27 protein-coding genes and 1 tRNA gene are annotated in these 26,996 nt (G+C 65.5%); 12 read left to right on the top strand and 16 right to left on the bottom strand.

The window, feature by feature from the left end; translation table 11 throughout:
* Positions 1-60 precede the first annotated feature (60 nt).
* On the top strand, positions 61-1,581 hold the full coding sequence (locus tag F3087_RS12420; protein WP_150402072.1) for a peptidoglycan DD-metalloendopeptidase family protein: 1,521 nt from the start codon (positions 61-63) through the stop codon (positions 1,579-1,581).
* Between the two features lie 90 nt (positions 1,582-1,671).
* On the opposite strand, the gene F3087_RS12415 is transcribed toward F3087_RS12420, so the two are convergent.
* Entirely contained in the window at positions 1,672-2,322 is a 651-nt protein-coding gene (locus F3087_RS12415) for a TetR/AcrR family transcriptional regulator (protein WP_150402071.1), read from the bottom strand.
* Positions 2,323-2,438: 116 nt separating this feature from the next.
* A complete protein-coding gene (locus F3087_RS12410) occupies positions 2,439-3,746 on the bottom strand; it encodes an FAD-binding oxidoreductase (RefSeq protein WP_150402070.1) in 1,308 nt (435 codons plus the stop codon).
* A 762-nt stretch (positions 3,747-4,508) separates the two neighbouring features.
* Between F3087_RS12410 and F3087_RS12405 the strand changes: the two genes are divergently transcribed.
* Positions 4,509-5,447 (top strand): undecaprenyl-diphosphate phosphatase, encoded by a 939-nt coding sequence (locus F3087_RS12405; protein ID WP_150402069.1) that lies wholly within the window; start codon positions 4,509-4,511, stop codon positions 5,445-5,447.
* 5 nt (positions 5,448-5,452) lie between these two features.
* Here F3087_RS12405 and F3087_RS12400 read toward each other — a convergent pair whose 3' ends face one another.
* The 5 genes from F3087_RS12400 to F3087_RS12380 all read right to left on the bottom strand — a co-directional run bounded on the left by F3087_RS12400 (position 5,453) and on the right by F3087_RS12380 (position 9,297).
* Positions 5,453-5,983 carry a hypothetical protein gene (locus tag F3087_RS12400; protein ID WP_150402068.1) on the bottom strand — a complete coding sequence of 177 codons (531 nt, stop codon included), beginning with the start codon at positions 5,981-5,983 and terminating at the stop codon, positions 5,453-5,455.
* Positions 5,980-6,828, bottom strand: a complete 849-nt coding sequence (locus F3087_RS12395) for a hypothetical protein (protein WP_150402067.1) — start codon at positions 6,826-6,828, stop codon at positions 5,980-5,982. Before F3087_RS12395 ends, F3087_RS12400 begins: the two co-directional genes overlap by 4 nt.
* Positions 6,829-6,830: 2 nt before the next feature.
* Positions 6,831-7,142, bottom strand: a complete 312-nt coding sequence (locus F3087_RS12390) for a hypothetical protein (protein ID WP_150402066.1) — start codon at positions 7,140-7,142, stop codon at positions 6,831-6,833.
* Positions 7,142-7,726: a hypothetical protein gene (locus F3087_RS12385; protein WP_150402065.1), complete on the bottom strand. Its 585-nt coding sequence runs from the start codon at positions 7,724-7,726 to the stop codon at positions 7,142-7,144. Before F3087_RS12385 ends, F3087_RS12390 begins: the two co-directional genes overlap by 1 nt.
* A gap of 407 nt (positions 7,727-8,133) precedes the next feature.
* Positions 8,134-9,297: an epoxide hydrolase family protein gene (locus tag F3087_RS12380; protein WP_150402064.1), complete on the bottom strand. Its 1,164-nt coding sequence runs from the start codon at positions 9,295-9,297 to the stop codon at positions 8,134-8,136.
* A gap of 103 nt (positions 9,298-9,400) precedes the next feature.
* On the opposite strand from F3087_RS12380, the gene F3087_RS12375 reads away from it, so the two are divergent.
* Positions 9,401-10,006, top strand: a complete 606-nt coding sequence (locus tag F3087_RS12375) for a CGNR zinc finger domain-containing protein (RefSeq protein ID WP_150402063.1) — start codon at positions 9,401-9,403, stop codon at positions 10,004-10,006.
* A gap of 197 nt (positions 10,007-10,203) precedes the next feature.
* Here the strand turns inward: F3087_RS12375 and F3087_RS12370 are convergent, their stop codons facing one another.
* Together F3087_RS12370 and F3087_RS12365 are read right to left on the bottom strand one after the other, a co-directional pair.
* Positions 10,204-10,779, bottom strand: coding sequence for a dihydrofolate reductase family protein (locus F3087_RS12370; protein WP_150402062.1), 576 nt, complete (start codon positions 10,777-10,779; stop codon positions 10,204-10,206).
* A 69-nt stretch (positions 10,780-10,848) separates the two neighbouring features.
* Positions 10,849-11,691 carry a helix-turn-helix domain-containing protein gene (locus tag F3087_RS12365; protein WP_150402061.1) on the bottom strand — a complete coding sequence of 281 codons (843 nt, stop codon included), beginning with the start codon at positions 11,689-11,691 and terminating at the stop codon, positions 10,849-10,851.
* A 153-nt stretch (positions 11,692-11,844) separates the two neighbouring features.
* Here F3087_RS12365 and F3087_RS12360 point away from each other — a divergent pair, with 153 nt between their 5' ends.
* From F3087_RS12360 to F3087_RS12345, 4 genes are all read left to right on the top strand, one after another.
* Positions 11,845-12,480, top strand: coding sequence for a TetR/AcrR family transcriptional regulator (locus F3087_RS12360; RefSeq protein ID WP_150402060.1), 636 nt, complete (start codon positions 11,845-11,847; stop codon positions 12,478-12,480).
* An 88-nt stretch (positions 12,481-12,568) separates the two neighbouring features.
* On the top strand, positions 12,569-13,696 hold the full coding sequence (locus F3087_RS12355) for a phosphotransferase family protein (protein WP_223885035.1): 1,128 nt from the start codon (positions 12,569-12,571) through the stop codon (positions 13,694-13,696).
* 40 nt (positions 13,697-13,736) lie between these two features.
* Positions 13,737-14,822: a TIGR03857 family LLM class F420-dependent oxidoreductase gene (locus F3087_RS12350; RefSeq protein ID WP_150402817.1), complete on the top strand. Its 1,086-nt coding sequence runs from the start codon at positions 13,737-13,739 to the stop codon at positions 14,820-14,822.
* A 146-nt stretch (positions 14,823-14,968) separates the two neighbouring features.
* Positions 14,969-15,811 carry an acyl-CoA thioesterase gene (locus F3087_RS12345; RefSeq protein WP_150402059.1) on the top strand — a complete coding sequence of 281 codons (843 nt, stop codon included), beginning with the start codon at positions 14,969-14,971 and terminating at the stop codon, positions 15,809-15,811.
* On the opposite strand, the gene F3087_RS12340 is transcribed toward F3087_RS12345, so the two are convergent.
* Positions 15,788-16,768 (bottom strand): helix-turn-helix domain-containing protein, encoded by a 981-nt coding sequence (locus F3087_RS12340; RefSeq protein ID WP_150402816.1) that lies wholly within the window; start codon positions 16,766-16,768, stop codon positions 15,788-15,790. The genes F3087_RS12345 and F3087_RS12340 overlap by 24 nt on opposite strands.
* Before the next feature lie 254 nt (positions 16,769-17,022).
* Between F3087_RS12340 and F3087_RS12335 the strand changes: the two genes are divergently transcribed.
* Positions 17,023-18,246 (top strand): cytochrome P450 family protein, encoded by a 1,224-nt coding sequence (locus tag F3087_RS12335; RefSeq protein WP_150402058.1) that lies wholly within the window; start codon positions 17,023-17,025, stop codon positions 18,244-18,246.
* On the opposite strand, the gene F3087_RS12330 is transcribed toward F3087_RS12335, so the two are convergent.
* Positions 18,243-19,589, bottom strand: coding sequence for a cytochrome P450 (locus F3087_RS12330; protein ID WP_223885034.1), 1,347 nt, complete (start codon positions 19,587-19,589; stop codon positions 18,243-18,245). The genes F3087_RS12335 and F3087_RS12330 overlap by 4 nt on opposite strands.
* A gap of 22 nt (positions 19,590-19,611) precedes the next feature.
* Positions 19,612-20,256 carry a dihydrofolate reductase family protein gene (locus F3087_RS12325; RefSeq protein ID WP_150402057.1) on the bottom strand — a complete coding sequence of 215 codons (645 nt, stop codon included), beginning with the start codon at positions 20,254-20,256 and terminating at the stop codon, positions 19,612-19,614.
* A 197-nt stretch (positions 20,257-20,453) separates the two neighbouring features.
* On the opposite strand from F3087_RS12325, the gene F3087_RS12320 reads away from it, so the two are divergent.
* The 4 genes from F3087_RS12320 (at position 20,454) to F3087_RS12305 (ending at position 23,269) form a co-directional block, all read left to right on the top strand.
* Positions 20,454-20,930: a hypothetical protein gene (locus F3087_RS12320; RefSeq protein WP_150402056.1), complete on the top strand. Its 477-nt coding sequence runs from the start codon at positions 20,454-20,456 to the stop codon at positions 20,928-20,930.
* Positions 20,918-21,217, top strand: a complete 300-nt coding sequence (locus F3087_RS12315) for a transcriptional regulator (RefSeq protein ID WP_150402055.1) — start codon at positions 20,918-20,920, stop codon at positions 21,215-21,217. The genes F3087_RS12320 and F3087_RS12315 overlap by 13 nt, the downstream gene beginning before the upstream one ends.
* A gap of 146 nt (positions 21,218-21,363) precedes the next feature.
* Complete coding sequence (locus F3087_RS12310; protein ID WP_150402054.1) at positions 21,364-22,167, top strand: hypothetical protein; 804 nt, start codon at positions 21,364-21,366, stop codon at positions 22,165-22,167.
* A 136-nt stretch (positions 22,168-22,303) separates the two neighbouring features.
* Positions 22,304-23,269, top strand: a complete 966-nt coding sequence (locus F3087_RS12305) for a CorA family divalent cation transporter (protein ID WP_191093932.1) — start codon at positions 22,304-22,306, stop codon at positions 23,267-23,269.
* A 94-nt stretch (positions 23,270-23,363) separates the two neighbouring features.
* On the opposite strand, the gene F3087_RS12300 is transcribed toward F3087_RS12305, so the two are convergent.
* From F3087_RS12300 to glp, 4 genes are all read right to left on the bottom strand, one after another.
* Positions 23,364-23,439 (bottom strand) — tRNA-Ala (locus F3087_RS12300).
* A gap of 102 nt (positions 23,440-23,541) precedes the next feature.
* Positions 23,542-24,669, bottom strand: a complete 1,128-nt coding sequence (gene sepX, locus F3087_RS12295; protein WP_150402052.1) for a divisome protein SepX/GlpR — start codon at positions 24,667-24,669, stop codon at positions 23,542-23,544.
* Between the two features lie 281 nt (positions 24,670-24,950).
* Entirely contained in the window at positions 24,951-25,604 is a 654-nt protein-coding gene (locus F3087_RS12290) for a GNAT family N-acetyltransferase (protein WP_150402051.1), read from the bottom strand.
* A gap of 12 nt (positions 25,605-25,616) precedes the next feature.
* Positions 25,617-26,876, bottom strand: a complete 1,260-nt coding sequence (gene glp, locus F3087_RS12285) for a molybdotransferase-like divisome protein Glp (RefSeq protein WP_150402050.1) — start codon at positions 26,874-26,876, stop codon at positions 25,617-25,619.
* Positions 26,877-26,996 lie beyond the last annotated feature (120 nt).

Here is a 26,996-nt window from a genome sequence, read left to right as displayed (position 1 = left end):
GTGGCCGTTTCGGCCCATCGATCGACGATTATCACGACCGACGGAGAAAGTTGCCTCATCTTGAGATCGATCAATCCACGCCGCACCGGACGTTGGATATTCCCCAGTGCAGTAACCACACTCGTCCTCGCCACCCTCATCGGCCTGACGGTCACCATCAGCCCGGTCAGCGCGGAACCGACCGCGGACGGCCTTGACGACGCCATCACCGACACCCTCGCGACGCAGCCGGCCGCGCGGACCGGCACCAGCGACAAACCCCCGGTCATCGACCGCATGCGCAGCGACGGCGAATGGGTCTTCGGCGCCGCGACCGTCCCCGAGGACAGCGACAGCGAGGAAGCGCCGAAATCCACGCTATATGTGGCGAAACTCGACGACGAAGGCGATTGGGACGTCGCGTTCGAAGGCACCCCCGAGTTCGGCAGCATGGTCAGCAACGCGCCGGAGTCCGTGGTCAGCGGCGGCGAGAAGGCGGCATTGGCCGCGCCGCAACCACGTTCGGGCAACACCGGACTGTCGCTGCCGTGGAAGCAGGGCCAGAGCTGGTACATGGGCGGCGGTCCGCACGGCATCAGCGGCGAGAGCCGGCCGTACAACTCGGTGGACTTCAACGGCGGCGACGGCCGGGTGCTGGCGCCCGCGTCCGGCCGGATCTACAAGACGTGCGTGCGCAACGGCAGCGCCGAGGTGAAGATCGTGCACAACAACGGCTTCACCACCTCCTACTACCACATGACCGACCTGATCGGCGCCGCCGACGGCACCGAGATCACGGCGGGCACCTACCTCGGCCGGACCGGAACCCAGTTGCCGTGCGGCGGTTTCGCCAGCGGGGCGCACGTGCACATGTCGCTCTACAAGGGCGCGCAGCCGGTGCCGGTCAACGGAGTGACCATCGGCGGCTGGACCTTCCGCGAGGGCCGGGAAGCCTACGGCGGCTACGCCGAGCACGAGGGTCAGCAGGTGCGCACCGGCGGCAGGCTGGTCAACTACGGCGGCGGGGACGATTCGAGCCCCAAGCCGACCGACCCGAAGCCGACCGACCCCAAACCGACCGACCCGAAACCCACCGATCCGAAACCGACGAACCCTAAGCCCCCGACCACCACACCGAAGCCGCCCAAGCCCAATCCCACACTGGCCAAGGGCACTGTGCGCCCCTATCCCGACCGCAACCGGAACGTCAATCTGCGCTCCGGCCCGGGCACCCGGAATTCGGTCGTCGGCACGGTTCGCGACGGTGACGTGCTGACCATCACCTGCACGGCGCGCGGCGACCGGCTCAGCGGCAAGTGGGGCGGCACCGACCTGTGGAACAAGCTGGACAACGGCAAGTGGATCAGCGACGGCTTCCTCGAAACCGGAAGCAATGGCCCGGTAGCGCCCGCGTGCCAGTCGAACGAGACCCCGAAGCCCGCCCCGCACAAGGGAACCGACGGCGACGAGCCGGACGCCGGGCAATCCGACGAGAACACCGGCGAAGAACAGCCGGCCGAGGAATCGCCGGAGGACGAATGGACCGAAGACGAATGGCCGGATGACGAATGGGGAGACAGTGATTGGAGCTGGTGGAACTAGTGACCCACGGCTGATCGGCTGACTCGATCGGTCCGGTAGAGGCGTTGAGTCGTGGGATCGCCTCCACCGGGCCGGTCGCTCAGGTACTGCTCAGGGGCGCGGCCCGAGGACCATCGGCGCCAGCGTGCCCTCGATGTAGCGGCGGACCGCGGGTTCGTTCTCGAGATCGATTGCCCCGCCCGGCAGCAGGACGAAGGACGCGAGCAGGCGGGCCACGGTTTCGCCCGCGAGTTCGGGGTCGACGTGGCGGGCAGCGCCCTGAGCCTGCGCCTCCACAATGCCCGCGGCGATGAATTGCGAACCGATGCGCAGCATTCCGGCGTCGCCAGCAAGGCCCGCCTCGATCAAGGCTTGCGGTTCCATCCGCGCCGTACGCTGCACGATCGGGTGATTCTGGATCAGATGTATTGCCAGCGAACAGGATTCGATGAAACGATCGTAGGGGTCGGCAATCGAGCCCGCCGCCTCGGTGATCGCCGACGCGATGCGCCAGCCTTCCCTGGCCGCGAGCGCCTCCAGCAGGCCGTCCCGGTCGCCGAAATGGCGGTAGATGGTGGCGCGATTGACCCCCGCACGGCGGCTCACCCGATCCATGGTGAGCCCGTGCAGACCCTGGGCCGCCTCCGTCACCGCCGCGTCCAGAACCCGCCCACGGCTCCCATCAGCCCCCTGATCAGCACCGGACCCGGCCACGACCCCCGCGGCCGCGGCAGTGAGGAACATCTGCACATCGGTGCTCATCGGCCCATCGTGGCACCACCCGGCACCGCCGCCCAACAACAGCGGCAGGACGTGTCGCACCTGAGACCGTGCCCGAATGCCCCGTCTACCCAGGGCAGACGGGGCATTCGCAGGTGTTACCCGAGCACCGGGTAGTTCGAGCGGATCACCGACTGCGGGTCGCGGGCGCGCTTGATCGCGCGCAGGCGGGACAGGGTGGCGTCGTCGAAGGCCGCGGCGGCGGTGTCGAGCGGGCCGAGGAAGGTGTACGGCTTCGGCCCGCCGAGGTGACCGGCGATCGCCGAGACGATCTCGGCCTGCCTGGCCCGCACCGCGTCCGCGAGCTGCGGCAGACCGAGGCCGAACAGGTACAGCAGGTAGGGCTCGGCCACCGGGCCACGCGCGGCCGCGTCCGAACCGGCCGCCAGCGCGCCGCCGAGGTGGCGGATCTGGATGTTCATCAGCGGCGCGACGGGGTCGTCGAGCAGGGTCTTCACCACCGCGTCGCCGAGATCGGTGAGCAGTTCGGCGCCGGACAGCGACGGGCTCGGCTCGGTCGGCTCCGCGGCGATCTCGCCGAGATCGGCCACCGCCAGTTCGCCGCGGGTGTCCGCGATCGCGCCGCCGAGCGCGTCCAGCGGGGCGAGCAAGGCCCGGCCCACCTCGGGATCGCCGAGGTAGGCGGCGTCCAGCGCGACCATCGGCGGCGCGTCGGGGAACTGGAATCGGTTGAACCACACCGAGAGTTCCGCGGGCGCGGTGGCGGTGATGGTCTGGAACAGCTCGAACACCTCCGCGGTGCGGGCGCCCGGCCACATCACCCGGCCGCCGTACAGGCCCGGCGCCGGGAACAGGTCGAATTCGAGCCCGGTCACCACGGCGAAGTCGCCGCCGCCACCGCGCAGCGCCCAGAACAGCTCCGGGTCGGTCGCCGCGGTGACCCGCACCCGCTCGGCGTCCGCGTCGACGATCTCGAACGCGCGCACCGCATCCGAGGCCCAGCCGTACTTGCGCCCGAACCAGCTCAGGCCGCCGCCGAGGGTGTAGCCGGTGACACCGACCGCCGGGTTGCTCCCCGCCAGCCCGGTGAGTCCGTACGCACCCGCCGCGGCCTGCACCTGGCCCCAGTTCGCGCCGGCGCCGACCTTGGCGAGGCGCTGTTCGGCGTCGATCTCGACGCTGTTCAACCGGTTGGTGCGCACCAGGATCGCCTCCTCGAGCCCACCGTTGGCCCCGTGCCCGGTCGGCTGCGCGGCCACCGGAATGTTCGCCGCCCGGGCGTAGGCCACCACGGCGGCCACATCCGCCGCGTCGGCGACCTCGACCACCGCGGCCACCGGCTGGGCGACCGTGAGGTTCCACGGCTGGGCGATGGCGGCGAATCCCTCGTCGCCGGGCACCAGCACCCGGCCCTGGACAACATTGCGTAGATCTGCGAAAGACATGACTGTTTCCTAACTTTCAGAAATTGGTGCGGCACGGTGTCGGGTCCGTGCCGAATGGATCAGCCGCGGCTGGACAGCAACCGCAGCGGCTTGGGGTCGCGTTGCGCGGATGAGCGCAAGGACCAGGAGACGAAGGTGAGAGCGGCGAATCGGCCCCGCAGACTCAGCAGCGTTCCGGCGGCCTGATCAGCCAGGGCGACAGGGCGATTGGATTCGGAGGTGCGAATCGTCGGGCAGCGGATCGACCGGGGTTGCAGTGTGTGATCATGACTTCTTTCCTCATTCTTCGGTGCGGTTCGTTGCCCGGTACTGCATTGACGAAGCAGCGCGGCCAGGTGTGACAGGGCTGGGCATTTCAGCAGCTCAGGAGCTTTTCGACGGCGGCCCGTGCGGCCATGGCCGCGTCGGCGGCAAGCCGGAGCTATGCGGCCGCCAATAGGCTCGGCGAATCGGCAAGGGCGGCAGGTTATCCGATGCGCGCGGCACATCAGCGGCCGGTGGCGTTGTTGCCGACCGGCGAAACGGCGATGGGCCCGAACGCGTCCGCGTGCACGAGGATCTGCGCCAGTTCCTGCGTGGTCTGGGGTGATCCGATCCGGCGGCATTCTGCTCGAAGTTCGTGATCTTGTCGAGGCCGTTCGCGGTGAACAATCAGTGGACTCGAATCGGACGAAAGTCACTGGGGGAAACCGGATTCGGGCATAACGGTCGACGCCTGGGGTCCCGTCGAGTTGCCGTCGAGCACATGCGAAACTCGTCGCGGTGCTCACCTACTTTCAAGCGACGGTCATCGGCGTGGTGCAGGGAGTCACCGAACTGTTCCCGATCTCCAGCCTCGGACATTCCGTGCTGATCGCGGCCTGGGTCGGCGGTGATTGGCAGAAACTGGTCAACTCGGGCGAATCACCCACGGGCACACCATATCTGGCGTTTGTGGTGGCCTTACACGTGGCAACTGCCTTGGCGCTGCTCGGCTACTACTGGCGCACCTGGTGCAGCATCGTCGTCGGTCTCGTCACCACCCTGCGAACCGGCCGACTCGACACCGTCGCACAACGATTGGCGCTGCTGATCGTGATCGCCACCATCCCCGTCGGCATCCTCGGCCCGCTGCTCGAACATCCGCTACACGCCCTGTTCGCCGCCCCCATCTGTGCCAGCATCTTCCTGGTGCTCAACGGCATCGTGCTGCTCATCGGCGAGGGCCTGCGCCGCCGCAACGAACCGACCCTGGCCGAATACGGCCGTCGCTTCGCCCGGCAGCAAACCCGCACAACGGTTCTCACCCTCGAGGCGCCCCCACCCCGCCCCTCCGACCGCAAGCTCGCCGCCCTCGACCTCAGCGACGCCATCGGCATCGGCTTCGCCCAGGCCGGCGCCCTCCTCACCGGCTTCAGCCGGGCCGGCCTCACCATGGTCGGCGGCCTCTGGCGCGGCCTGGAAAACGACCACGCCGCCAAATTCGCCTTCCTCCTGGCTACCCCGGCAATCCTCGGCGCAGGCCTCCTCGAAGTCCCCGAACTCACCGGCCCCGAAACCATCGGCATCCGCGGACCAATCCTCCTCGGCGCCCTAGCCTCCGGCCTCTCCTCCTGGCTAGCCGTCCGCTTCCTCGAACGCTACTTCCAAACCCGCACCCTCCTCCCCTTCGCCACCTACTGCGTAACCGCCGGCCTACTCTCCATCGCCCACTTCAGCTGAACTCATCAGCTCTTCAGCGTCTTGACCGTGTTGACCAATACTCGGGCAGCCGCTTGTATCGTCGGATCTTCGCCGCCGAGGAAGTAGAACTGCCCCTTCCATCCATCGATGGTGGCGGACAACCGAAGTGGGGTGAACCTCGACTCCAGGTAGGTCGGTAGCGGTTCGGGCGTTTCGGTGACGGCGACACCGTCGACGGTCAATCGAGTGGGAATGGGCGGGGCACTCGGAGCGGGAGCACCCGTCGGCGCGTCCAGATAGAGGTACCCGAGGTACTTGTCATCGGCAGTGTGGTAGGTGCATTGATTGTTCTGGCCGATACGCTCACTCAACGGCGTCCCGGTCACTGTGCCGATTTTGAGATTGTCGGCGTGGAATTCTGTCGCGAAGAACTGCTTCGGGGAGTCGCACAGCTCCTGAAGGCTGTGCGTATTCACCGGAGCGGTGCTCGGATCGGCGGGCGAATTCGACTGCGTTCCGCAACTTGCGAGACATATCGCCACCGCCGCCATGCCTGCGCTCCGTACGACGTTCATTGCGCCTTCCATTTCTCATTGTTCGGCGAATTGATGTCCAGATCGGTGGTGGCAGTCCGGGGCCACTTGTTGTTCAGCAGGCCCTTCGGGTTGGCCGTGGCCGCCGATATGGAATCGATCGCGGCGACTTCGGTACGGAGAGCAGAGGTTAACGTCGTGAACGCGTTCACCGCGAATGTGATCATCTTCTTGATGAGATCGATGCAGTCCGAGATGCCGATCGGAGACGAAATTACGGCCGCAATTTTACCAATTGCGGTGGCCAGGCTCGCGAGAAAATCAACCAGCTGCGCCGCGACCTCGGAATAGAATGTCCATGAAGCGTCGGATACCTTGAGCAGCTGCGTGTTGACAGTGTCGCAGATACCTTTTACGGAGTCCAATGCAGTGTCTTGGACCATACGTGCGGCCCGATAGCTGTCGGCCGCCGAGCCCTGCCACTTACCGGTGAGATCGCCGCGGACTACCTCGTTGTTCTGAGCGGCTCCGATCTTGGTCTTCAGATCCAGCCAATCTCCGCTTGTCTGCAGCAGGGCAATCGGCGCCTTCAGCGCTTCGATGGCGGAAGCCAGCTTCTCCAGTAGTGTTTTGATCAGGTTCTTGATTTCTTCTTTCTTGGCACTCATCGTACCCGTGAAATCATCTTCGGTCATCGAGCCGTAGATCCCGCCGACAACGCCACCGAGGATCCCGCCGAATGACGCGCCTTCCGAAGCGGCCGCCGCTATGGCCAACTTCTTGAATGCTTCGTCGACATCGTCCGGAGTTTGCCTGACCTTGGTGATCTGATCCGAAAACGACTGGAGCGTAGTATTGATTTCGTCGAGAGTCTTCGAGGGAGCCACTACTATTCTCCTTGGAGCTTGATGAGTACGTTGGCGAAGTTTTCGTCCTTTTCTTTGTAGACTGCGGCTACATGATTCAGCACGTTGCCGATCGCGCTCGCTTCGTCACGCCCCTCGGTCAGTCTGTTCTTCAGGTATTCCGCGGCTTTGACCTGACTGGTCCACACTTCTTGAAATACTGCCCATACCACTTCGGCATGGCTTTCTTGAATACTCTTCGCCTTCTCGGCGGATGTATTGAATTCAACGCTTGCGTCTTGCCACGCATCTGCGGCATCGAGAAGCTTGTTCAGATCGGCCGAAAAATCTGGCATTATGAGGTCCTCGTCAGGTAGTTCTTGTATTCTCGGATCTCGGCCTCGAGATCTTCGTCCGACCGATCCGCCCAGGTCCCGCTCTCGTGAAAGCGCGGGCGCTGCTCCCGAATCTGGTTCGCGGCGTCGAGGATGTCGTACGCGATGTATGACGGCTGAGTGGTCGCCGCCCATCGCTGATCTATTTCTATCTTGGTGATTCGACCCAGATCTGCGGTAACCGCGAGCGAAGAAACCCCGAAGTCCGTCATCGCACCGTATCCGGTGAATTCAGCAAGCCCCCACGCCGCGCGTTGGACGACCTCGAATTCCGCCAGCGACTGCACATCGAGCAATGTGATGATCTCGGCGCGGCGCGTGGGTATGGCACTGAACGCCGACCAATTTCCGCCTGCAATATTGGCGCTCTCCTGGCGCCAAAATGCAGCGTAATAACCGGTCATCGCCGCAGCGGAGAAGTATTGCGGTTCCAGTTTGTCGTGGATAGTTCTGTTGACATCGACATGGACCGGGAGATGACCTTCGTCGAGAGTCATATCGAACAGTCCCGCACCGATCAATGGGGTCGTCACGCTGTCATTCACTTTCTTACGGATATGATGGCAAGCAACTCAGAGGTGGCACAGTGCGCTGGGCGTGAGTGGCGGACACCTATCACAACCATCGGTCACCGATGCGAACAGCGTTCGCGTCCCAGGAATCAGCATTGAACCCCCACTCGTCTACCCACCCGCCGCTGCGGCGGCCGCCACCACCCTCTCCGGCCGCATTCATTTTGTCAACCGGGCCACCCGCAGGCGGGATAGGCATTGTCATGCCTGTCGACCCCTGATGCGGCGGCGACGACTGATTTGTCCGTTTCGAAGATGGCAGCTCGGCAACTGCCATCTTCGAAGCCGGTGTTCTAGCGCTGCACGAAAAGCGTCCAGCCGTCTTTCGGTGGCAGGAGATGCACGTCGCCGTTTACCAGATGCCTGATCGGCTGCCCACTTCAGTTAGCGGCGAGCACGGCTGCGAGGCCTGCTTGCAGGTCCTTGACGAAAAACTCGGGGACCTCGAGGGAGGGGAAATGTCCTCCGGATTCGGGGGACCTCCATCGGACGATCTGGCGGTAGCGGTGTTCGGCCCAGGGGCGGGGATACTTCTCGATGTCGCGGGGGTACATGGTGATTGCGGATGGGACGTCGACTCGGAGTTCGGGGTCGAGTGAGTTGTGGCTTTCGTAGTAGATGCGGGCGGCGGATGCGCCGGTTCGGGTCAGCCAGTACAGGGTGACGTCGTCGAGGATGCGGTCTCGTGAAATCGTTTCGAATGGGCTGTCTTTGGTGTCTGTCCATTCGGCGAACTTGTCCAGGATCCAGGCGAGCAGACCGACCGGGGAGTCGACGAGGGAGTAGCCGATGGTCTGTGGCCGGGTTGCCTGCTGCTTCGCGTAGGCCGCGCGGTGGCGCCAGAAGTCGCGGGTTTCCTCGGTCCATGCGCGCTCGGTCGCCGTCAGCCCGTCGGTGGTCAGCCCGGGCGGGGATTGCGCAGTCGTGGTGTGGATGCCGAGAACGTGCTCCGGGAAACGGCCGCCGAGGATCGTGGTGATCACCCCTCCCCAATCTCCGCCGTGGGCCAGGAATTCGGGGTAGCCGAGCTTTTCCATCAGTTGCACCCATGCGGCCGCGATCTTTTCGGTTCCCCACCCGGTGGTGGCCGGCTTGTCGCTGTAACCGAAACCCGGCAGCGACGGGACCACGACGTGGAACGCCGGTGCACCTGCGTCTTTCGGATCTGTCAATTCGTCTAGTACATCGATGAATTCGGCGATGCTGCCCGGCCAGCCGTGCGTCAAGATCAGCGGAGTGGCGCCGGCGCGCGCGGATCGGCGGTGCAGGAAGTGGATGCTCAGACCATCAATGGTCGTGCGGAACTGGCCGATTCGGTTGAGGCGCGCCTCGAACGCGCGCCAGTCGTAGTCGGTGCGCCAGTAGTGCACGAGATCGACGAGGTCGGCGAGCGGAACGCCTTGGTCCCATCGGCGCGGGTCGGGCGCGGCGCGGTAGACCGTCTCGACTTCCGGCAGGCGCGCCGCGGCCAGTCGCGCACGCAGATCATCGAGGTCGGCGTCGGTTGCGTGGGCTTCGAATGCTTGCACGTCGCTGGTGGGCATGAGACCTCCTGGTCGTCGTGGAACCGACTCGGACTTGTCGCGAACCGTCTAAGACGGTTCTAACATGTCCCGACGACAGGTTGCAACCAGCTAAGGTGGTTCCATGCCTGCTGAGTTTCCCGACTTCCGCCTCGGTAGCGTGCTGGCGACCAGCTTCACCGGGACGCTGTCGGAGCGTCAGGGCACCTCCGTGGAGCGCATCCCCACGCCGCAGCGACTGATCGACTGGCTGGCGATTTACGGCCTCGCCGTGGACTCCTGCACCACCGCCCAGCTCGAACTCGCCCGGGAACTGAGGGAATCAATTCACGCCGCCGCGACAGCGGCCGCGACCCAAGCCCCGCTCCCCGCGTCCGCGGTCCAAGTCATCAATGACCGCAGCATTCAAGGCCGCGCCGCGGCCATCCTGACGCCCGACGGCAACCGACAATGGCAACTCAGCTCGCCTTCCCGCGTAGAAGACGCATTAGGCGTGATCGCCGCCGACGCGATCGGCATCATCTCGGGCGAACGAGACGGAAAGTTGGCCCTGTGCGCATCACCGACCTGCCGAGCGGCCTTCTTCGACACCAGCCAAAGCCGCACCCGCAGATGGTGTGACATGAACACCTGCGGGAATCGCCAGAAGAAGGCGCGCTTCAATGCGAATCAGCGCAAGAACCCCGAAGCGCTACCAGCCATAGACGGAAGACACGGTTCCGTCGACTAGGTGGCCGATTGCGGCACGGCAGTAGGCGATCATATGATCGGGCAGGTTGTCGAGTGAAAACCATTCCAGGTCACTGCATTTCGCCGGCTCCGTCTTTGAGCAGCAGAAGATGCACATCGCCAGTTACCTTGTGCCGCATCGAGTCTACGGTTGGCGAGGTACTCATGGGTTGAGTATTGCTCCGCCTGGCCGGTGGCCTAGCGGCGGACCTTGAACCTCAGGTGCAGTACGCCTTCACCCTGGATGACCACGTGCGGATCCTCCAGGAGGTGCTGTTCATCGATGCCGCCGAAAAACCTTTTCCCCGAACCGAATACGACGGGCACGAGGTCCATCGCCACCTCGTCCACGAGGCCTGCCGCGAGGATCTGGCCGCCGACCTCGCCGGCGTTCACGGCAACGGTTCGATCTCCGGCGAGTTCCTGCGCCTTCGCGACCGCGGCCGTGACGTCGTCGACGAAATGGTAGGACGCCTCGGGGTGCCAGCCTTCAGGCTTGGGGCGATGGGACACCACGACGACGTGGTCGCCGGCCGGCGGGCGACCTTCCCATCCGTTCACGATGTCGAAGAGGGTGCGGCCCATGATGATTGTGCCGATGCTCGCCCACACCCCGCCGACGTACTCGGCCGATACGCGCGAGACCTTCATACTGCCGTCGCCGAGCGGGGTGTCGCCGTTGAAGTACCAATCGTGGAGTGGCCCGACGTCGTCGTTCTTGTCGGCGATGAAGCCGTCCACCGACGCCACATTGTGCATGATCACTGTTCCCACGGGTTCTCCTCGGGTCTCGGGTATTGGTTTCGATCTTGTCGCCCCTCGCACGGGTCGTCTTGTAAAAAATCAATCGGCGGGCATCGGACCGCTGTCCGGCGGGAACCCCGCTTCGGCGGGGAATCGACGCCGTAGGGCCAGGTAGTCCGTCGGGGTGTAGCCGGTGAAGTCCTTGAACTCCCGGCTGAAATGAGCCTGGTCGAAGTAGCCGGCAGTGTGGGCGAGCGCCGACCAGTCGACCGGACGCCGGGCGTCCACGGACAGGATCAGCTGCGCGAACCGGTAGATCCGCGCCACCTGCTTCGGGGTAACTCCGACATGCGATTTGAATTGCGTGGCAAGGTGATTGCCACTCACCCCGGCGGCATCGGACAGTGCACCGACCGAGATTCCGCCGTACGAACTCGCCAAGCGACCGCCGGCCTGCTGGACCAATTCGAGACCACGCAACGGCTCCTCGGCAAGCCGCGCTCGAAGTTCCGCTTCTACCGCCCGCAGCGTCTCCGTGGCCGAGGCGAGATCGCCGATCTGGTTTCGAATCCGGTCCACCGAGCGTTGCCAGACGCCGTCGACCGGCACCCAACGATCCCGCAATTCACTCGCCGGCAGGTCGACGAACGGCGAAATCCCCCACGGCTTGAAATGCACCCCGACGAGCCGCACCCGCTCCGGGTATTCGAAGAGGAACCGCCGGGTCCACACACCCATGAACCATCCATCCGCGAAAACCGCGGGCGGCACCGACGCATCGGAATCCCACAGCCGGGCGGGGTCGCCCAGATTGATGAACAGATGCGCGGACGGCATCGGCGGGACGATCATCCGGCGATGCTTCGGCGCCCCGGTCAGGCAGTAGATATCGTCGATGAATCGGTCGAGCGGCGGGCCGGGCACCATGCCGACGTAATGCATGGACTCAGTCTGCCGCCGAATTCGATCCGCGACATCGGTAGACGCGGAACCTGCCATAGGTATGTCGCGCACACCGACGATCGATTGCCCGGCGTCGGCAGAACGCACAGTGTGAAAGGCTTCCGATGGCTGTTCGGCGAAAGGGAGGTACCGATGACCGGAGCGGGGCCGACAATGCAGTCCGCGGCCGGAACTCGGCTCAATAAAAAGGGCAGGGAAACCCGGCAGCGGCTGCTCGACGTCGCCATCACCTGCCTCGCGGAAGGGTCCGGCGAACCGCTGTCGGCGAATCGGGTGGCGCGTGCGGCGGGCGTCAGTTGGGGGACGCTGAAACATCAATTCGGTGACCTGGACGGATTGTGGGCGGCGGTGCTGATCGAGCTGACGGATCGCAGCGGCGCGAACAGTCCGGAGACCTGGCCGCGGTTCACCGGCTCGATCCAGGAGCGGGTGGGCGAAATGGTGAATGCCATCTGGACCATCCTGGGTGCGCCCGAGGGACGCGCGGTGGAGACATTGCGCGCCGGGCTGCCCACCGACCAGGCGGAACGACTTGCGCACTTTCCGCAGACCTCGGCGGCCATGGCCGGGTACGAGGACGCGTGGCTCAGAGCCTTCGAGCACTCACTGGCCGGCCTGCCGCTCGATCCGGACCACGTGCATCGAGTCCGGTGCCTGATCCCGCCGGCGATTCGCGGCATCAATAACGAGCGTCGGCTGACGTCGGCGGCCGACGTGGCGAGTGCACTGCGCGGGCTGGTCGAGGCAACCACCGCCTACCTGGAGTAACTCCCATTCATTGAGAACCCTTGTTGACAATTGTGCGGCGGCGACCGATGGTTGACCGCAGTTTTCGCACAGCTGTCAGGAGTGATCGATGTCTCAACCTCGGGCCGAAAAGGGCATGCGGCTGCAACGCAGTAGCCGCGACACCAGCACGCTGATCCCGCACCTCACCGAATGGCTGAGCACGCAACTCCCGCCGGGCGCCGAACCTGACGTCACCTTGCGATCCGGCATCGACAGCAACGGCATGTCGGCGGAAACCATGGTGCTGCACGCGAACTGGACCGAAGCCGGGGGTGCGCAGTCCGCCGAACTGATCGCCCGCATGGTGCCGGCGCCCGGCGACTTCCCGATCCTGGCGAGCTACAGCCTGCCGGATCAGTTCGATGCCATGCGCATCGTGGCCGAATCGAGCGAGGTTCCCGTCCCGCGGGTGCGGTTCATCGAGCCGACCGGTGACGTGCTGGGCACTCCGTTTCTCCTGATGGACCGCGTCGACGGGCTGGTGCCGCCCGACGTCATGCCCTACACCTTCGGCGACAACTGGCTCTTCGACGCGCGCCCCGAACAGCAAATCCGCCTGCAGCACAGCACAATCGGGGCCATCGCCAAGCTGCACGCCATTCCGGACGCGGCCGCTACCTTCGCCTTCCTCGATCCGCGGCAGCCGGGTTCGAGCCCGCTCGAACGAACCCTCAACCGCGCCGAGGAGTGGTACGAATTCGCTGCCCGCGACAGTGGAACGTCGCCGCTGGTAGAGCGAATCCTGGTGTGGCTCAAGGCGAATCTGCCCGACACCGGCGAGACCGTGCTGTCCTGGGGTGACGCCCGCATCGGCAACTGCATGTACCGGGACTTCACGCCGGTCGCGGTGCTCGACTGGGAACTGGCCACGATCGGTCCCCGCGAACTCGACCTGGCCTGGTTGATCTTCGCGCACCGCGTTTTCCAGACCATCGCGAATACGTATGGGCTGCCCGGGATGCCGGACTTCCTGCGCGCGGAGGACGTGACGGCGACCTATCGCGAGTACTCGGGCGTGCAGATCGGCGACCTCACCTGGTACACGCTGTATGCCGCGCTCAACTACTGCGTCGTCTTCATGCGCTCCGGCGGACGGCAGGTTCATTTCGGCGAGATGGAACGTCCCGACGACATCGAGGTTCTTTTCCATCACAAGTCGCTCGTCGAAGAACTGCTCGCCGAACTCGGCGCCTGATATCCGTCCCGGAAACTACTTGGGGAGAACCACTCTCGTGATTGAACAGCTCAACGAACTGGCCTACTACTGCGTCACCCGGCACCCCGCCGATGCCCGCGTTCTCTTTCCGGAAGCGCGCACCGCGGAGGAGATCGGCCTCGGATCGTGCATGATCGGTGAACGGATGACCGTGAAGGATTCCGCGGTGCTGTCCGGTGGAATTGCCGGGTGCACCACTGATTTGGGTGTCGCGGCCGCTGCGACGAATCACCACACCCGGCACCCGATGGTCACGGCGACCATGGGTTCGACGATGCAGGCGCTGACCGAAGGGCGATATGCGATGGCGTTCGGCCGCGGTATGGCGGCGAACTGGAAGGCGATCGGGCTCCCGGCTGTCACCGAAGCCCAACTGCGGGACTTCGTCGATATTCTGCGCCGGCTTTGGGCCGGCGAAACCCTGATCGATCGCAAAGGTCCGGCGGGTTCATGGCCAGTCCTGTACCACCAGAACGGGTTAACCGACTCGCCGCCGATCGGCTTCGTCGCGGTCGGCCCGAAAACCCTCGAACTCGCCGGTGAGATAGGTGATTTCGTCATCCTGCACACCTTCTTCTCCGAGGAGGCGACCACGAATTCCGTTGCGGCGGTGCGCCGTGGCGCCGAACGGGCCGGTAAGGATCCGGACAGCGTCCGAATCTGGTCGTGCCTGGCGACCGCGAGTGACGCACTCTCCGAAGAGGATCGGCTGCGCCGCCGGACCGGCCGCCTGGTCACCTACCTACAGGCCTACGCCGACGTCCTCATCAGCGCCAACGGCTGGGACCCCCAGGTCTGGGAGCGAATCCGCACCACCCAGCTCTTCCTCGACGCTGCCGCGGCCGGACCCATCGATGCGTCCGCGTCCGTCGATGTCCTGGAGCAGTTCGACGCCCTCATCCCCGACGAGTGGCTCAGCGCCGCCGCGTACGGCACACCCGAACAGTGCGTGCGGAAGATCTCCCGCGAGTACGACCTCGGCTGCCACTCCGTGATCATGCACGGGGCCAGTCCGCACGAACTGACATCGGTGGTCGAGGCGTATCGCGCGAATCGCCCGGTACTGCACCGAAAGGTGGCGGCGAACCCAGGGAAGTTCTTGTGATGCATTGCAATTAGTCGCTATGAGCCGGGGCATCGTTCTACCTACGCGCTGATTGAGAAACCACCCCGCACAATTGGCGCGGATGTTCCATCCGGTTGGCGCGGTTGTTCAAGTGCGGGCCGGGACTACTTTCCTATGGTCATTTCATGAACACCATCAGTAACCCCGTGTTTCCGGTCCAGAGCGACATTCGGGTGCGGCAGGGCGATCTCGGGCGGAACGGGGCCGTGAGCACGGTCGGGATGGCTCGCTGGCTGGAGGACGCTCGGATACGGGTGCGGATGTCCCGGTTCGAGCGGCTCGTCGACGCCGGTGAATTCGGGCCCCATCAGATCATTTTCGTCAGTCAGAAGGTGGAGCAACTGGCGCCCGTTTACGGTACTCAGGCTGAGGTGAAGGTGCACACCGGTATTCGTCGTATCGGACGGTCGTCGTTCACTTATGAGCAGGCGGTGTTCTCCAGGGGCGAGCAGGTGGGTCGCGGCGGGTCCACGGTGCTGAATCTCGGTCCGGCGGGGCCGCTCGCGCTGCCGGATGAGTTGATCGCGGATCTCACCGATCTGTCCATTCCGGATTCGAGTGCGACGACGGAGAATCGTCCCGGCACGGAGCGTCAAAAGCGGGATCATTACGCGTTTTTCGCTCCGCTGCGCGCACGGATCGGTGACGTCGATATCAATCAGCACGTCAATTACCTCGCACTCACCACCTGGTACGACGAGGCTGTCGCGACGTTCACCGCCGCGGCGCTCGACGAGGACGGGCTGGTGCCGGATCTGGCGCCGTCGTCGTATCGGATCGACTACATCGGCGAGGTGACCTACCCCGGCGACTACGAGATCGGCGTTCTCGTCAGCTCTTTCGATGCCGATGCCGTGCATTATGAACTCGGGATCTTCTCCGGCAGTGCGTGTTTGGGCATCGGAGACGCCACAGGCGCACGAGGGATGTTGTCCGCCAGGGCTTTAGGACCCGGCGGTCCTCGTTGAACGGGCGTACTCGACGGGCGTCTGACCGTAGCGTTTCTTGAAGGCGCGGATGAAGTGGCTGCTGTCGGAGAATTGCCAGTGCGCGGCCAGTTCGGTGACGCTCGGCGGACGGGCCTGGGCGAGGGCGAACCGGGCCTCTTCCAGCCTGCGGTGGCGGATGTAGCCGGTGACCGACTCACCCGCCGTGGTGAACGCCCGTTGCAGGGTGCGCACGGAGACGTTGAGTTCCCGGGCCAGCAGCACCGGGGACAGCTCGGGATCGGCGAGCCGGCGGTCCGCCGCTTCCTTCGCCGCTTGGATGAGCGCAGGTCTGAGCTCGGGTTCGGCGTCGTCGAAGCGGCCGGCCACCACGGCCTTGGCCAGTTCGAGCAGGGCGCCGTGCGCGGCGTGCACACCGGCGGAACCGAGGTCGGTCACCGCCGCGTGGACCATGTTCGTGTGGGCCAGCAGCAGGCGCATCTCGGCGGAGTCCGCAGACTCGATGACGCTGCGGTTCCGGAGCCGCGCCTCGAAGGCGGCGGACGGCAGCGTGAGGATCTGCACGGTCGTGTGCGGCACCGCCCCGAAGTGCAGCGGCTGCCCGTGCCGCAGGATGAACTGCCCGGCCGGCACCGTGTGTTCGGCGTGTCCGGGCACCCCGCCCAACGACCAGATGCCGCGCCGCACGACATACATCCGCACCTGGTCCGCGTAGCCGTACGGGGTGCCCGCGGTCCGGATGGCGGACGCGCTGTCGAGATCGGTGATCGCCACGTCGCGCAGCTTGGCGACCCGGCTGCGAACCCGGAAATCGCCGGTCGTGGTCTGGCTGAAGGTCGGCAGCGGGAAGGCGTCACCGACCTGCGTCTGCCATCCGTGGCGGAAGATGTCGAACCCGCGCGAAACGGCGCCCGCGACGGTGGAGTCCAGGGAGAACCCTCCGTGCGAGCCGGCGATTCCTGCCTCGGTGCTGCCCATCACCTGCCATTCCGTGTTCCCTGTTCGGAGCCTATTTTCACGCGCGCTCCAGTTCAACCTCGGCCGTTTACGACACACCTTGCGATTTGTCCGCCGCGGCGGCGGTCATGGCGCGCATGTTCCATTCGGATGGCGCAGCGGTCCAAGCGTGCGCGGTGCCGGCCTGCATAAGCTTCGAAGGTGTCCGATCAGGTCGGCAGGATAGCGAGATGGCTTGTGATTCACCGTAATTCGGGCGATTAAGGAGTCAGTACATGGAACACGAACCAATCGTTCTGGACACCGCCGGTGACGATATCCAAGGTGAGTCGGCCCGGATCCGCCGACGCGGCCCGATCACCCGGGTCGTGCTGCCCGGCGATGTTCCGGCATGGTCGGTGACCGATGCCGCTGTACTCCGCCGATTGCTGACCGATTCGCGGGTGTCCAAGGACGCGCGGCAGCACTGGACGGCGTTCAACACGGGAGAGATCCCGGCGGATTGGCCGTTGCGCTCGTGGGTCGGTGTCGACAACATGTTCACCGCCTACGGGGCCGAGCATCGGCGACTGCGGAAACTCATCGCCCCGGCCTTCACGCACCGCCGGACGATGGCGATGCGTCCGCGGATCGAAGCGATCACCGTCGACCTGCTGGACCAGCTGTCCGCGATCCTGCCCGGCGCGGTGGTCGACCTGCGGCAGCAATTCGCCTACCCGGTGCCGATCCGGGTGATCAGCGAATTGATCGGCCTCCCAGAGCATTTGGCCGCACCACTGCACTTCTGCGTGGACAGATTCTTCGACACCTCGGACACCGAGAAGGATCCGCCGGCCAATTATCTCGAAATGTACGGGCTGATAGGCGAACTCGTCGTCTACCGCAGAGCCGAGCCTGGCGACGACATCACCAGTCTGCTGACCTCTACCTACGACGAAGACGGCGGCCAGCTGACCGAGAAGGAACTCGTCGACACCCTGATGCTGATCATCAGCGCCGGGCACGAGACCACCGTAAACCTGCTCGACCAAGCGATTTTCGCGCTGCTGACCCATCCGGGGCAGCGGGCCGATGTGCTCGAGGGAAGGTCGAGTTGGGCCGACGTGGTGGAGGAGGCGTTGCGGTACCAAGCGCCGCTCGCGCACCTGCCGCTTCGGTATGCGGTCGAGGATCTCGACATCGATGGCTTTCGTATTCCGCAGGGCGATGCGATCCTCGCGTCCTACGCCGCGGCTGGTCGCGACGCTCGTGTACATGGGCCCACCGCCGATGATTTCGACGTGCATCGGGGCACCAAAGGCCAGCACCTCGCGTTCGGGCACGGGGTTCACCATTGTCTCGGTGCGCCGCTGGCCCGGCTAGAGGCGCAGGTCGCGCTGCCCGCGTTGTTCGCTCGGTTTCCGGAGCTCGGTTTGGCCGGCGACCCGACCGAGTTGCGGGCGGTGAGCAGTTTTATCTCCAACGGGCATTCCCGGCTACCGGTCTACCTGCACCGCTAGTTTCGTGGCGTGAGGTTCATCAGGATGTCATCGGCCGCCCATAGGACGAAGCGTTCGATGGGGATTACCTCATGGTCGGCGTCGACTTCGAAGCGGAAGCGCCGCAACAGGACTGCGAGCATCAGTTCGGCTTCGACCATGGCCAGCGAGGTGCCTTCGCAGCTTCGTGGGCCGAGGCCGAAGGGGATGTAGGCGAGTCTGGGACGTTTGCCCGTCTCTGTCGAGGCGAACCTTTCCGGGTTGAAAGCCTTTGGCTCCGGCCAATATTCGGCGTTCATGTGGACCGCCCAGATCGGGTAGAAGATCGTGGTGCCGGTGGAGACCTCGTGGTCGCCGATGCGGAGGTCTTCGGTGGCTTCGCGGGCTCCGTAGGGGCCCGGCGGGTAGAGCCGCATTGATTCCTCGAGCACCATGGTCAGGTAGGTCAGGTTTTTCAGATCCGCGTAATCGGGGACGTCGCGGTCGCCGAGGACGCGGTCGAGTTCTTCGGCGACTCGGTCGGCCGCGTCCGGGTGCTGTGCGAGTAGGTACAGGGTCCAGGAGACGGCGACGCCCGTGGTGTGGTGGGCGGCCAGCATGGTCATCAGGACGGTGTCGCGGATCCGTGCTGCGGGTTGGCCTGCGGCGGCCAGCGCGGCGATCAGGTCGCTGCCGTCGCCTTGCTGCTGGTCGGCGTGTGCGGCCAGCACGTTGTCCACAGTCGTCCGCAGATAGGTCAGGGCCTGTTGCGCGCTATCCCTGCGCTCCTCGTCGGTGCCCGGCATTTCGATCTGATACAGCCGGGCCAGTTGCTCGGGCAGTACGTCCTCGAACGCCGATACGATCTGTCCGGCCTGTTCGGGGGAGTCAGCTCCACTACCGAGGGCATAAGCGCAGATCATGCGCAGTGATAGTGCACTGAGGTTCTGCTGCAAGGCAATTGGACCTTGTGCTGCCGCCCACTGATCGGCCAGTTCGCGGACCAGGGTCACGAACCGTCCGAAATGTGCCTCGTGCGACGGACGTCCGGCCAGGACCGACAGCAGTACTCGCCGCCAAGGCGTATGTTCGGCGGCGGGGATGGTCTGGAGATTGCCCGATTCCTGTAGTGGTGCAAGGAATTCGAACAGCTTCTCCGGATGCTTGTCGATCGTGGCGGTGGATTCCAGCAGCACCGGGTCGGCGACCGACACCGCGGTCTCCGCGCCCGGAAGCCGGAATTGGACCACCGGGCCGTACTCGTCGTGCAGGTTCAGCTGGTAGTTGTGCAGGCCACCCGCGGCCATGATCTCGGCGAGGCCGTCACCCGCGCACAGAGGTCCGGGGATCGGCGTGGAACTGCCAGTGAACCATTTGTGGAACAACAGATTTCGTTATGTCGGCTGGTCAGCGCCGCCAGAACAGATGGTGCGTCACACCGCTCGGGCTCGGGACCTTCTCCAGATGGAAACGGTCCGTGAGTTCATCCGGGCTGGTCCACAGCCTCTCTCCGCTTCCGAGTTCAACCGGGGCGACGGCAACGTGCAGCTGATCGATCAGATTCGCGTCGAGGAACGCGCGGACGGTGGCAACTCCGCCGCCGAGGCGTACGTCCTTGCCGTCGGCGGCCTCGAATGCCCGCTCCAACGCCTCCTTCGGGGACGCGTCGAGGAAATGAAAAGTGGTTTCGCCCAAGGTGATCGAGGGACGCAGGTGGTGCGTGAGCACGAACACCGGTGTGCGGAACGGCGGTTCGTCACCCCACCAGCCCTGCCAATCGTGGTTCTCCCACGGTCCGCGCTGCGGTCCGAACTTGTTGCGCCCCATGATTTCCGCGCCGATGTTGTTCCGGTAGTCGCGGGTGAAGTAGTCGTCGAGGCCGTAACTCCCGCCTGGGTCGGTCCGGTTGGGCCAGTGCGCGGTGGGGCCGCACCAGGCGAACAGCGCGCTCGCATCCGCGTCCCCGAACGGGCGCTCCATGGTCTGCCCGATACCGGCGCCGTACCCGTCGATGGAGATGTTGAAGTTCTGAACCCGAACCAACTGTGACATCGAGACCCTTCCGGTTGCACTCTGCAATCGGCTGGAGGTTAGCCCACACCGATCTTGCCTTGCAACCAGTTTCCTTCAGCCGGAATCCTGAGTGGTCAGGGTGCTCGACCGAGTCTGGGCCGATCACCCTGCGCGACATCGCATTCGGCTGCCGGAAACCGGTTTCCAATTGGAAACTCCTAAGGTACGGTCGGCTTATGCAAGAGGCACAGACCCCACAGCAGGCGCTGGACATCGCGGCCGCCACCACTCGGCAGGCGCATGAAGCCGCCGCTCTGCCCACCTGGGGACCCGTCGCGACCGGCGTGTTCGCCGGACTGTTCGTCACGCTGCTCGGCGTGGCGAGCGTACGCGAATTCGACGATCCGATCGCATGGACCCTCACCGTCGCCGCACTCGCCTCGATGGCGGTCTCCTTCACAATTGGGCGGCGGATGCGCCGGCTCCGGCGAGCGCGCGGTCTCGTTCCGCGCCCGCTGGCGGAGTGGAAGTTCATCGTCGTGCTGCTCGCGGTGCTCATCGTTCCGGGTATCAGCCTCGGAAATCCCACCCTCACCGTGGGCCTGCAAATATTGTGCGGACTGATCATGGGCGGGTGGATCTGGTACGACGGGGCACGTCCACAGACCGCATCGTGGAAATTCCGGCGGTGGATCGCACGATGGGGGAATTGAACGAGCTGTTCGGCTCGCTGCCGCGGCTGAAACTCGTCGCGTTCCTCGACGGCTGTAGCGAGGCCGAATTCCTGGTCGTCGCCGAGCTGTGCGAGCTGAACAAATCCGCTCTCTCCAAAGCGACGACCGTCCTGGAAGCTGCCGGATATCTCCTCGTCACCAAGGGATACGTGGGCCGCAAACCGAAAACCTGGCTCGCGCTCACCTTCAAAGGCCGCACCGCCTACCACGCCCACCTGGATGCCCTCACCGCCCTGACCCGCAAAGGCAGCGAGTCCGAGTCCTGACCGGCCTTTGTGCCGGAAGGTGTTGGTGCACAGCGCCGTACAGATAGCGACGGCGCGCAGTCGGAACAATATCTGCGCGAGCCGGAACTCACCGCGGTGGCGAATATGGATCGCTGCGGACACAGTCCGCCACTTACGATGGCGAAATGGGGTTGGACGCTTTCGTACGCTGTCGATGCTGGCAGGACGGCCGCACCACGACTGCGCCGGTCCCGGCAGACCAGATCGTCGAGGACGGCGAGGGCTACCTGATGTTCTCGATGCCGTACGAAGGACACGAAGAACAGCATCACCGTGTCGACAGCTGGATCCGTAACGGCGCGTGTCCGCACAAACACATGGACCTCGTATCCGAACGGATCGCGAACTGGTCCGGTTACAGGCTCTTCCAGTCAGCCTTGGCGGCGGCGGGGACAGCCGACTTCCCGACCCTTTCCACGGAACTTCCCAACAACAACGGCGACATGCTGTCACCCTCGTCAGCCGCGGCCGCGCTCGTCGAAATCGACCTGTTGCGAACGCAATCCGATGTCGGCACCGAAACCAACCTCGTCGACGCCTCGACCGGTGAAACGCTGATGACCGGCGTACCGTCCTATAGCGGCGTTTTCATCTGGGACGGGCGCACGAAGCACAACTATGCCCTCGATGCCGACGCCGGCTTCACCATCACCGCCACGGACCCCGAATCGGAGATCTTCCGGGCGCGCAACTTCACCCAGAAACAATCGTGGCGAGGCGGAACCTCGTTCACCAACCTCGACACCGGACAGCGAACACGAGTTCCGGTGCGTGAGCCGATCAACCCGAAGGAATCCGCGAACTATCCGCGCCGGCTGCGCGTGCAGAATTCGCCGGTCGACCCCGATCATTTCGACTACATCCTCAACCCGTTGACCCGGGTACTCCAAGCCGCCGTCGACACCGGCAACCCAGTCGTGTGGTGCTGACCGAAATTCCGCGGCGAGGTTTCGGGTAGACAACTCGGGACGGGTCGGAGCGCACACGCTGCTCGGTTCTACGGTCGCCGTCGAGCTGCGGGACCTGCGGCGCATGCTGATCCTGATGCCCAGGCACAATGCCGACATGATCACGGACGATGCCGTTTACCTCGACGGACAGCTGCGCCCCGACCTCCGGGCAACGGGCTCGGATAGCAGCCATAAAACGCCGGGAGCATTCGCGTGGATCGGTGTGCGGGATCTCGACGACGATGATCTCGCCCAACTGCGCCAGGCGGTGGGCCTGGATCCGGTCTTGCTGTCCAAGGCTCATCGAAACCTGCAACGTCCAGGTTTGGAAGTCCAAGGCGAGACCGTTGTCGTCGCAATGCCCACGGGCCATTTCGACCCCGAAGGCATTTCCCTCGACGTAGGCGATGTATTGCTCGCCGTAGGAAGGGATTTCATCGTCACCGTCGGCGCCGAGATCACTCCCCCAACCACCCATTCCGATCTCGCCGGCGGCCCACTCGCCGCCTTCCGCGTCGTCCTCGACTTCATCATCGACGGCTACCTCGACCTGCTCGACCACCTCGACCGTGAGATCAAACAGGTCGAAAGCGAAGTCTTCTCCACCGACAGCGCAAATCCGGTCGAGCAGATCTACCGACTACGCCGCCTACTGATGGAATTCGAGCAAACCACCGCCCCACTCGTCGACGAACCCTTAGAACGCTTGGTCCGCCGCCGCCTCCCCACCTGGATCGCCGACGACCCCTACAGCACCAACATCGGCGAACAAGCCCTGCACGAAATCGACCGCCACTTCCGCCACATCGACAACCGAGTCCGCGCCCGCCGCGAACTCCTGGACGGAGTCCTCAACGCCAACCTCACCCAGGTCGGCATCCGCCAAAACGAAGACATGCGCAAAATCTCCGCCTGGGTAGCCACCGCCGCCGCCCCCACCCTCGTCGCCGGAATCTACGGCATGAATTTCGAAGGCATGCCCGAACTCTCCTGGACCTACGGCTACCCCGCCGCCCTAACCCTGATGATCACCCTCGCCACCCTGGTCCACATCCTCTTCCGGCGTAAGGGATGGCTCTGAAACCACCTGACCCGGGTTAGTTGGGACCTAGTTGGAAAATTAGCCGACACGAAAGAGGTCCGGAAACCAAAAATCCCAGCCGAAGCTGGGATTTTGGTGGAGCTAAGGGGAATCGAACCCCTGACCTTCTCGATGCGAACGAGACGCGCTACCAACTGCGCTATAGCCCCGTGCGGCTCCGGGGAACCGCGCTGTGTCACTGTAGCAAAGGTTGCTGCGAGACTCCGAATCGGGTGGTCTACCTGGGGTTATTCGGAGTTACGCGGGTGGGGTTATTCGCCTGCGGCGCGGCGCATGTCGCCGCCGCCGGTGCGGTCGCGGAGGGCGCGGGCGGTGGCGGGGTCGAAGGGGTCCAGGTGGTCGAACATGGGGTCTTCGTCGTCGGTTTCCAGGAGGGCGGAGCGGCGGCGTAAGGCGCGGGCGGTGTCGCGGTCCATGGCGGCGCGGGCGGCGTGGGATTGCCGGGGGCCGGGGTGTTCGCCGAGTTGTTCGGCGCGGCTGAGGCGGGCGGCTCGGCGGCGGCGGATGTCCTCTTCTATGCGTACCTGCTTGCGCAGGTAGGTGAGGTAGCCGATGAGGACGACGGCGGCGAGGGCGCAGCCCCACCAGAAGTGCGGCGACAGGGCGACGGCGAGGCCGCCGCACAGCAGGCCGGCCAGCACGAGGCCGAGGACGGCGCGCTGGCGGAAGGTGTAGCGGGCGGCGCGGGCGATGGCGTCGGCCTCGGGGTCGTAGCCGCCGCGGCCGCGGCGGGTGGGGACATAGTCGAGGTCGTCGGGGTCGTAGTCGTCGCGGGCGCGGCGGGCGTCGTGCTCGTCGTCGAAGTAGTCGTCGTCGTGCTCGACGCGCGCGGGAGCGGTGGAGGGTGCGGGGGGTATCCGGGCCGCGACCGGTTCGGTGCGCTCTTCGCCCACCTCGTCATCATCGACCGTATCGTCGTCGCGCGCAGCGAGTTCGTCGTCGGAATCGGCTTCCGCGCTTACGGTTTCGTCGTCGGACGGCTCGGCGGCCGGGTCGGCCGGCTCGGCTTCGGCGAGTTCGGTGTGGTCGAGCTCGGCGTCAGCGATGTCCGGATCGGGGTGGGATGCCGCGGATTCGGCGATCGCCGGTAGGTCACCTTCGGTGACTGGTTCGTCGGCCGGTGTTGTCATCCGGTCCTCCGCATCATCGCTGTGGGCATGCTTTCTCTGTGCGCGGCGAGGCCGCCAGTTGGGGTCGGTTTCGTGGCCTGCGGCCGGTCCACTCTTGGTGCGCCGCTTGGAATCTCCGCGGACGAGCACGCGGGTGGCGAGGGCGGCGTCGGTGGTCCGCCGGATCCTCGGATGCCGGTCGGCAAGAATGGGGAACAGGACGAAGACCCAGAGCACGACCAGTCCGATCCACAAGATCGAGTTCGGCATCTCGGTCAGCACCTCCGTCCCGGCCTGGTTTGGTCCGTTCGGCCGGCGAGCGGTGCGCAGCACGCCCCGCGTCCGCCCGGCTTCCGTCCGTCGCTGCGGCATGGACGCCGGTCGCCTCGCAGGCTCCCTGCCGAGGGTGCAGGACGCACCTCCGACGTCCGTAGGTTAATTCCGGGACGCGTCGAGATACGGCAGGCGCGCCGTGCACACCCGCCACACCTGTCACAAAGCCACCAATTCCTCCGCGCGTCGAATGCGCCGGGCGTGTCCGTATTGCACGTTTATCCGGGTAGGACGGCCCGGCCCTCCCGCACCAGCCGGTCGACGACGGTGCCCATGAGCTCCTCGACCGTGATGCCGACCAGCAGGTGATCGCGCCAGGCGCCGTCCACGTCGAGGTAGCGGCGCAGCAGTCCTTCCTCGCGAAAACCGACATTGCGCAGGACCGCTTGGCTGGCCAGGTTTTCCGGCCGCACGGTCGCCTCGACCCGGTGCAGCCCGATCGGGCCGAAGCAATGGTCGAGGCCGAGCGCCAGCGCGGCGGTCGCGACCCCTTGACCGCTGAGCTCCTTGGCGACCCAGTAACCGATCCAGCCCGAACGCAGTGCGCCGCGAACGATATTGCCGACGGTCAGCTGCCCGCTGAACGCGCCGTCCACCTCGATCACCAGCGGAATCATCGCGCCCCGCCGCGCCTCGGCCTTCAGGCTCGACCACAGCGACGGCCAGTTGGACGCGTGGTTGCGCGCCTCCCACGCGCCGCGACCGGTCGGCTCCCACGGCTCCAGATGCGCCCTGTCCTGCAACCGGATTCGGCTCCACGCGGCGGCGTCGCGCAACCGCACCGGACGCAACGTCACCTCCCCCGCGCCGACCCGGATCGGGCCCAGGCGCGCGGGCCAGCCGGGATGCTGGGTGACCCGGAACACGTTCATCGCCTCCACGCCTCAGCCGCGCTGTGCGAGGAAAGCGACCCGGACCTCGTCACCGGTGCGGATCTCGGTGTCGTCGGGATCTATCACGATCAAGCTGTTCGCCTCGGCCAGGGTGGCCAGTAGGTGCGACGAGGCGCCCGCGCCGCCGCCGAGTGGTTGTACGAGGTAGTCGCCGGTGGCCTCGTCGCGCATCAGCTGCGCGCGCAGGTACCCCTTGCGCCCGGCCATCGAACTGATCGGCGTGATGGTCCTGGCCATGATGATCCGGCGCATGGGATGCCTGCGCCCCAACGCGATTCGGATCAGCGGACGCACCATCACCTCGAACACGACCAGCGCGCCGACCGGGTTGGACGGCAGCAGGAAGGTGGGCACCTCGTCGCGCCCGAGCCGGCCGAAGCCCTGCACCGAGCCGGGATGCATGGCGACGCGGGCGATTTCGAGTTCGCCGAGCCCCACGAGCGCTTCACGCACCTGATCGGAGGCCCAGCCGCCCACGGCGCCGGCGATGACGACGACCTCGGAGCGCACCAGCTGCCCCTCGACCACGTCGCGCAGCCGGCGCGGATCGGCGCTCACGATGCCGACCCGGTTGACGTCCGCGCCCGCGTCCCTGGCCGCGGCGGCGAGCGCGTAGGAGTTCACGTCGTAGACCTGGCCGGGGCCGGGCGTCCGATCGATATCGATGAGTTCGCCACCCACCGAGATCACCGACAGCCGCGGCCGCGGATGCACGAGCACCTTGTCCTGCCCGACCGCCGCTAGTAGTCCCACCTGGGCCGCGCCGATGATGGTGCCCGCGCGCACGGCGACGTCGCCGGGCTGTACATCGTCGCCGATGCGCCGCACGTAGTCGCCGGACCGGACCGGCTCGTAGATCTTGATCTTGGCCCGGCCGCCGTCGGTGAAGTCCAAGGGCAGCACGGCATCCGCGAGCGTCGGCAGCGGCGCACCGGTGTCGACCCGGACGGTCTGGCGCGGCTGCAACCGGATCGGCTGGCGGGATCCGGCGATCACCTCGCCGACCACCGGCAGGGTCAGGTCGACGAGTTCGTCGTCCTCGTTGCGTATGTCGGTGCCCGCGGCGGCCACGTCGACGCTGCGCACCGCGTAGCCGTCGATCGCCGCCTGATCGAATCCGGGCAGCGGTCGTTCGGTGACGACGTCCTCGGCACACAGCAGGCCCTGGGCCTCGGAAATCGCGACCCGGACCGGCCGAGGGGCGACCGCCGCGGCGGTCACCTTGATCTGCTGATCCTCAACCGAGCGCATCCAGCCCTTCCTGATCTCTCCGCACACCTGTGATTCCACCGCGCGATTTCGCTTCGGCACAACCTTTTCGGCGCGCGTGATGGTGAACCATCATTGGTACCCGACGGCCCACTATCGAGG

This window comes from Nocardia colli, assembly GCF_008704205.1.
Lineage (GTDB): Bacteria > Actinomycetota > Actinomycetes > Mycobacteriales > Mycobacteriaceae > Nocardia > Nocardia colli.
The sequence above is the reverse complement of the archived record's forward strand: the minus strand, read 5'-3'. Positions and strand labels throughout refer to the sequence as shown.

Excerpts from the sequence above, each read along its gene's own strand:
- F3087_RS12415 (WP_150402071.1), bottom strand. The coding sequence starts at position 2,322 with ATGAGCACCGATGTGCAGATGTTCCTCACTGCCGCGGCCGCGGGGGTC.
- F3087_RS12410 (WP_150402070.1), bottom strand. The coding sequence starts at position 3,746 with ATGTCTTTCGCAGATCTACGCAATGTTGTCCAGGGCCGGGTGCTGGTG.
- F3087_RS12400 (WP_150402068.1), bottom strand. The coding sequence starts at position 5,983 with ATGAACGTCGTACGGAGCGCAGGCATGGCGGCGGTGGCGATATGTCTC.
- F3087_RS12390 (WP_150402066.1), bottom strand. The coding sequence starts at position 7,142 with ATGCCAGATTTTTCGGCCGATCTGAACAAGCTTCTCGATGCCGCAGAT.
- F3087_RS12380 (WP_150402064.1), bottom strand. The coding sequence starts at position 9,297 with ATGCCCACCAGCGACGTGCAAGCATTCGAAGCCCACGCAACCGACGCC.
- F3087_RS12375 (WP_150402063.1), top strand. The coding sequence starts at position 9,401 with ATGCCTGCTGAGTTTCCCGACTTCCGCCTCGGTAGCGTGCTGGCGACC.
- F3087_RS12365 (WP_150402061.1), bottom strand. The coding sequence starts at position 11,691 with ATGCATTACGTCGGCATGGTGCCCGGCCCGCCGCTCGACCGATTCATC.
- F3087_RS12360 (WP_150402060.1), top strand. The coding sequence starts at position 11,845 with ATGACCGGAGCGGGGCCGACAATGCAGTCCGCGGCCGGAACTCGGCTC.
- F3087_RS12355 (WP_223885035.1), top strand. The coding sequence starts at position 12,569 with ATGTCTCAACCTCGGGCCGAAAAGGGCATGCGGCTGCAACGCAGTAGC.
- F3087_RS12345 (WP_150402059.1), top strand. The coding sequence starts at position 14,969 with ATGAACACCATCAGTAACCCCGTGTTTCCGGTCCAGAGCGACATTCGG.
- F3087_RS12340 (WP_150402816.1), bottom strand. The coding sequence starts at position 16,768 with ATGGGCAGCACCGAGGCAGGAATCGCCGGCTCGCACGGAGGGTTCTCC.
- F3087_RS12335 (WP_150402058.1), top strand. The coding sequence starts at position 17,023 with ATGGAACACGAACCAATCGTTCTGGACACCGCCGGTGACGATATCCAA.
- F3087_RS12325 (WP_150402057.1), bottom strand. The coding sequence starts at position 20,256 with ATGTCACAGTTGGTTCGGGTTCAGAACTTCAACATCTCCATCGACGGG.
- F3087_RS12320 (WP_150402056.1), top strand. The coding sequence starts at position 20,454 with ATGCAAGAGGCACAGACCCCACAGCAGGCGCTGGACATCGCGGCCGCC.
- F3087_RS12315 (WP_150402055.1), top strand. The coding sequence starts at position 20,918 with ATGGGGGAATTGAACGAGCTGTTCGGCTCGCTGCCGCGGCTGAAACTC.
- F3087_RS12310 (WP_150402054.1), top strand. The coding sequence starts at position 21,364 with ATGGGGTTGGACGCTTTCGTACGCTGTCGATGCTGGCAGGACGGCCGC.
- F3087_RS12305 (WP_191093932.1), top strand. The coding sequence starts at position 22,304 with ATGATCACGGACGATGCCGTTTACCTCGACGGACAGCTGCGCCCCGAC.
- sepX (WP_150402052.1), bottom strand. The coding sequence starts at position 24,669 with ATGCCGAACTCGATCTTGTGGATCGGACTGGTCGTGCTCTGGGTCTTC.
- F3087_RS12290 (WP_150402051.1), bottom strand. The coding sequence starts at position 25,604 with ATGAACGTGTTCCGGGTCACCCAGCATCCCGGCTGGCCCGCGCGCCTG.
- glp (WP_150402050.1), bottom strand. The coding sequence starts at position 26,876 with ATGCGCTCGGTTGAGGATCAGCAGATCAAGGTGACCGCCGCGGCGGTC.